The 4845-nt window shown below is 62.1% G+C and carries 5 protein-coding genes; all 5 read right to left on the minus strand.

Annotated elements, in window-relative coordinates; genetic code table 11:
- Positions 1-118: 118 nt before the first annotated feature.
- A complete protein-coding gene (locus tag G205_RS21835; RefSeq protein ID WP_152419648.1) occupies positions 119-892 on the minus strand; it encodes a hypothetical protein in 774 nt (257 codons plus the stop codon).
- Entirely contained in the window at positions 889-1887 is a 999-nt protein-coding gene (locus G205_RS20115; protein WP_009359644.1) for an ATP-binding protein, read from the minus strand. Before G205_RS20115 ends, G205_RS21835 begins: the two co-directional genes overlap by 4 nt.
- Before the next feature lie 51 nt (positions 1888-1938).
- Entirely contained in the window at positions 1939-3201 is a 1263-nt protein-coding gene (locus tag G205_RS22260) for a Mu transposase C-terminal domain-containing protein (protein WP_200859205.1), read from the minus strand.
- A 113-nt stretch (positions 3202-3314) separates the two neighbouring features.
- The gene (locus G205_RS22265; protein ID WP_200859207.1) at positions 3315-4019 is read right to left on the minus strand and encodes a hypothetical protein; all 705 of its coding nucleotides are present in this window, start codon (positions 4017-4019) and stop codon (positions 3315-3317) included.
- Positions 3943-4680: a TnsA-like heteromeric transposase endonuclease subunit gene (locus G205_RS24150; RefSeq protein WP_083875137.1), complete on the minus strand. Its 738-nt coding sequence runs from the start codon at positions 4678-4680 to the stop codon at positions 3943-3945. Before G205_RS24150 ends, G205_RS22265 begins: the two co-directional genes overlap by 77 nt.
- Positions 4681-4845: the final 165 nt, after the last annotated feature.

A 4845-nucleotide genomic window follows, 5' to 3' on the forward strand; every position in this document is an offset into this window, starting at 1 on the left:
GTCCGTTCTCAATGTAGTTGTCAGTAGCGACGTGGGAACTGACAGGTTGGATGCGAGAGATTCGGGCTGATTTTTCTCTTTCATGTTGTCAGTTCCGTATTTTCGGTTCCTGTGGGCGTTAGGTCATCCAGTTGATGCCGAGGCGGGAGAGTTTTCGGAGTGCTTTCTCGATCCGTTCGGCTGAGCGGAGACGGCGGTTTTCCCCGGTGGGGATGATTGAGGATGCAATTTCTCTGGCCATCCGGTCGCGTTGTTGCTCGGGTGGGTGGGCCGGGTCGTGGAACCAGTTCTTAAAGGATGTTTGAGTGATCAGGCGGGCGATTTTTATGGTTTCGGGGTAGGTCAGCATTTCGGGGTCGTAGGTTCCTGCCCGCGTGGTTCGTTCTTCGAGGGTGGAGAGCGTGATGCCGGCTCGTGCGCATTCGCGGGCGGTTACCATGACCGGGGTGCCGACATGGGCCCCGCGGGAAACCAGTGTTGACCGGAAGTGTCGTTCGGCGGCTAGCAGTTCGGGGAGTGCACGGATGTCGAGTTGGTTGTGGCCAATCCAACGCCGGTGTGCGATGCAAACCCAGCCGACGGTTAGGGTCCGTCCCACTCGCTGGGTTCCGGCTGCGCATCGTAAGCATAGTGCCCGTTCGAGGATCGGGTGCCCGTGGAGCGTTGAGCGCTGATCGAAGGCTCGACCATCGAGCTTTCCCAGTTGTTTCCAGGCTTGGATGCGTTCAGGGTGCCGCCGGGAGCGTGAAGGCGGAAGGATCCCGGCTTCCCTGAGAGCTTTTTCGATTTGTTCGACGGTGGTGCCGTTGCGTTGGGCGTGCCGGGACGCGTAGTTGTCGATGCCTTCGCCGTGCGTCAGGCGCGTCGGGACGGGGAGTGGGGCCAGGGTCACTGTGCCATCTTGAGCCCGCGGCTCGGGGATTTGTGGCCGCGGGACCGGCTCTGCGACCGGTGGTGTTCCTGAGCTGCCAAGTCCGTGGCTGTTGCTTCGAGCCTGTGCCGGTCGATCAGTTCCGTGCCGTCCAGGATCGCTCCGATGGCGGCGTCCGAAAGGAGACCGCGGAGCGCCCCGATCCTTCCTCCGGTGCGATCCCAGAGGTAGAGGGATTCGTCAGCAAGAGAACCTGGCCGATGCTCAGCCAGCGGCAAGAGGTTTTCGATGCCGAGCACCAGATCGGTCCATGCTTCGCGGTCCGCTTTCGAGCCGATGGAGTAGGCGGTCATCTCGTGCAGGATCATGCGGGCTTTGATCTGCCGGCCCATGTCACCGGCGAAGAGGTCGGTTGTTGGAAGATCGATTCCGGCGTAGAGGAAGGTTGCGTCGAGCCGATCCGCGAACTGTTTCAGGGTGCTGGCCGCTTCGGCACCGATCTGCCTGTTCGTCCTGAGATTGTGCACCTCGTCGACGATTACCAGCGAGGTGCCCATGGCGCGGAGGACTGTTATTACCTGTTCAGTGAGCGTCGGTGCTGTTGCCCGGTGAAGTACCGGTAGTCCGAGCCATTGCGCGAAGGCCTGCATGAGCATCTTTGGTGTGGTGGCAGGGGGAACGACGGCGTAGACAACCGGAGCGAAACCCCAGTCAGCCTGGCGCCCGAGTCTTTTGCGCTCTGATCTGTCGTGACGTTTGCCCAGTAGCAGGGCCGCCGTGGATTTCCCCATGCCCGCCGCGCCTGAGATGGCCAGCCCGCGTCTCGCGGTCGCCGTGCTGGCCGCGTTGCGGGCGATTGCGATGCGGGTTTGCAGGGAAAGCGCCTGAGTGTCCGTAGTTTCCAGAACTGTGTCTGCTGCAAGCCACGCGAAGCGCGCAAGGTCGTAGGTGGACTTCTCGTCGGCGGAGAGCGCCTGAATCTCTGACAGAGACAGGAGCGGGGGCTCTTCGGGCACGTGCGCTACGAAATCGCGCCAAGCCGTCAGGCTGTCCGGGATGGCGATGTTTCAGTCCTCCAGAAGATCAATACGTCGTCCATGGCGGCGACGTGGAAAGTCGATGACTACCGGGTCCGGCGCCTGGATCGGGACTGGTGCCATAAGCGCAGGGTCTACGACCGGTCTTGAGGGCGCTTCCGGAGCCGGGACGGCCGCAGGTGTCAGATGTGTGCGTTGTGCAGCTTGGCGTTCGGCTCGTCCTGCCGGCGTAGTGAGGATCCGATTGATCTCGGCAAGGAGGTCCCTGCCGGCAACGGTCTCGCCTCTCCTGTCCAGTGCCTTCTTCGCGGCGGCAAGGACCTCGCGGGAAAAGGGGCCCACAAGGTGCGTGGTGAGCGTCCAGCTTGCCTCGATCCACCGGCCCTTTTTGTGGTCACGGACGTAGATCGCCTGGAGCCTGTAAGGGTCATACCGCACCTCCCAGCGTCCGTCGGCTGGTGCGGGGAGCCCTGAGGGGACCCCGCGGTATGGATGAAAATCCGGGCTATCGTAGTGCAGACCGTGAAAATTGATCCCGTATGGCTGGATGCGCCGCCATTCGATTGGCAGGAGTGACAGATAGTCATCGCGGGTCAGTGCTACAGGGACCTGTGGTGCGACACTGGACAGCGCCGCGAATGCCTCGTTGGGCGTGAGGTCTTTCCGGGGCATGGCTGGGTGACGTAGTCCCTGATGGGGCCGGTTCTGCCAGATCGCGACAAGCCACCAGTCAAGAAGGTTCTGGACTTCCGCAAGAGTGAATCTGGCCTCCGCTGCCGGATCTTTGCCCCTGCGAACTGTGTTGGGCCCCGTGTATCCGTCCAGATACTGGGTGAACCCGGAATTAACGCCGGCAAAGAACCGTTCGATGTGCGGCTTGTCAGTGGGCGTCCGAGGAGCCGCTTTAGTGATGCTGATCTGCAGGCGCTCACAAGCTGCCGTGAAGGTTGAGCCGATAAATACCTTCCCGCGGTCAACCGTGATGGATTCGGGAACGATGACGGGCTTGGCGGCGATCGCGGAACGCAGGTCCTCATCGCCTGGAAGCATTCCCTGGGGAAGCACGGAGCGTGAGTAGCTCAACGACGCGTCCCATCCTGGCTGCATCGGCAGGGGAGTCATGGCGCGGGCAAGCAGCAAGGCCGCGTCCACGGCCTTCGTTGCCACCGGCCGGAGGATGACAGCCAGCGGGGTGCGGGTTGCGATGTCCAGCGCGACGGTCAGATCCACCCGACCGCTGCTGCCGTCGGGATAAACGACCATGAGGTCCATCGGGGTGGAGTCAATCTCCACGAGCTCGCCCGGACGTGATGGGGCTTGGCGTCCCCATGACCTGTCCGGCCTGTTCCCCTGGGTCCGCCGCGTTGTCGCGTTCCCGAACGGGTGCCTTGAACCCTCGATCTTCTTCAAAATGCGGTAAAGGGTCGCATCCGACGGCACGTCGAGACCGGACTTGGCCGCTGCCGCCCGAACCCGGGCAATGACACGAGACCTGGTGCCCGTGGAAACATCCTTCTGCCAGACACCTCGGCCTCGATCAAAGCCAAGACTCTGAGGTCGGTCCGCCCGGAAACACTCGCTTGACGGGTGGCCCTGCCATCCGCGAGGCCCCCAATGCCCCGGGCTCGGTAATCGGCGAGATGACGGAACATTGTCCGCTCGGTCATGGCGATCCCACGGGTGGCGAGCTCCGTCAGTTTCGCCGCGATTCGGGCCTGCAACGGGTTGGTGAGATCGTACTCGGGCTTCGGCGTGCTTCCCGGCGATGACCCGGGCGGAAGTCCGTGGAGCACTTCGTGGACGTGCCCGTGCAAGGCAAGGACGTCGTCACGGGCGGCAGGGGAGAGCCGCTCCAGAGCAGCCGCATTTTCCAGCGAGGGGAGGGGCCGGGGATCGTCCGGCAGGTATGAATCATCGATCAACAGGTCGACCGCCGGGACACGTCGGATGCGATTGGTCGCGAGGTTCTTCAAGGCCAACTCAGACCCGTCCTGGGCCACAACCTGCCACGATCCACCGTCGAACTGGATGAAATCAAACAACCTGACGGCTTTCACAACGCAGCCGCCATGCTCGGCATAGGCAACACCTTTTGAGCCGGTGCGATCCAAGCATCCATCGACAACGGCTCGTCCACGCCAACTTCAAGGATCCCGACGAAAGCCAGATGCAGGAGATAGGCCTGAACAACTGAGGCTCCAGCTCCAACATCCGCGAAGCCCGCCGCACGGCCGCGGATACAGAGACGCCCGAACCGATTGCTTCCAGGATCACGGGCACGACAGTGCCCGCAGGCGCATATCTCTGAAAACGATAGCCAGAGAGCCACCGAAGGTTCGAAGACCGCGGCTCCGGTATCCCCGAGAACACCTCGTATTCCCAGCCAGCCTCATCACATAACGCCCGGGTCAAGGCGAACTGGCAGGACCCGGCCTCCAAATGGTCGCGATGCCGCACATCCACAACGCGTCCGCCGCCGTCCCGCAGCCGCACAAAGAAATCCGGGACATGGCCACGGCCGCCATCAGTCCCTTTAGGCCAAAGCACAGCAAATGGCTGAGACGCGATACCCACAACGTCCTGGTCGTAATCGGCAAGCATCAGGAAATCCCGCTCCAGCAGACTCTCAAAGCTCACGTGTGAGCCGGTCGTGCTCGACCACCACGAACCCTCATAGTTCCGCTTACCGGGCCAGGAAAAGAACGACCGAACAGGCAACGCATGCTCCAAGCCCAGCGACGCCCAGGCCGACAAGACCGGCTCATCCAGCATGCAGCCGCCCAGCCGAGCAAGAATCCGAGCAGAGTCAGTCGCGTTCGCCGGCAGCGACCTCAACGCGTCACGTTCAACCACGCTGACAACTTAACTGAGAAACATCCCAAATCCGTTAACTGACACGTTCAGTGCGAAAACTGACATCTGCAATGAGAACGGACA

Source organism: Arthrobacter nitrophenolicus, from assembly GCF_000332815.1.
Taxonomy (GTDB): domain Bacteria; phylum Actinomycetota; class Actinomycetes; order Actinomycetales; family Micrococcaceae; genus Arthrobacter; species Arthrobacter nitrophenolicus.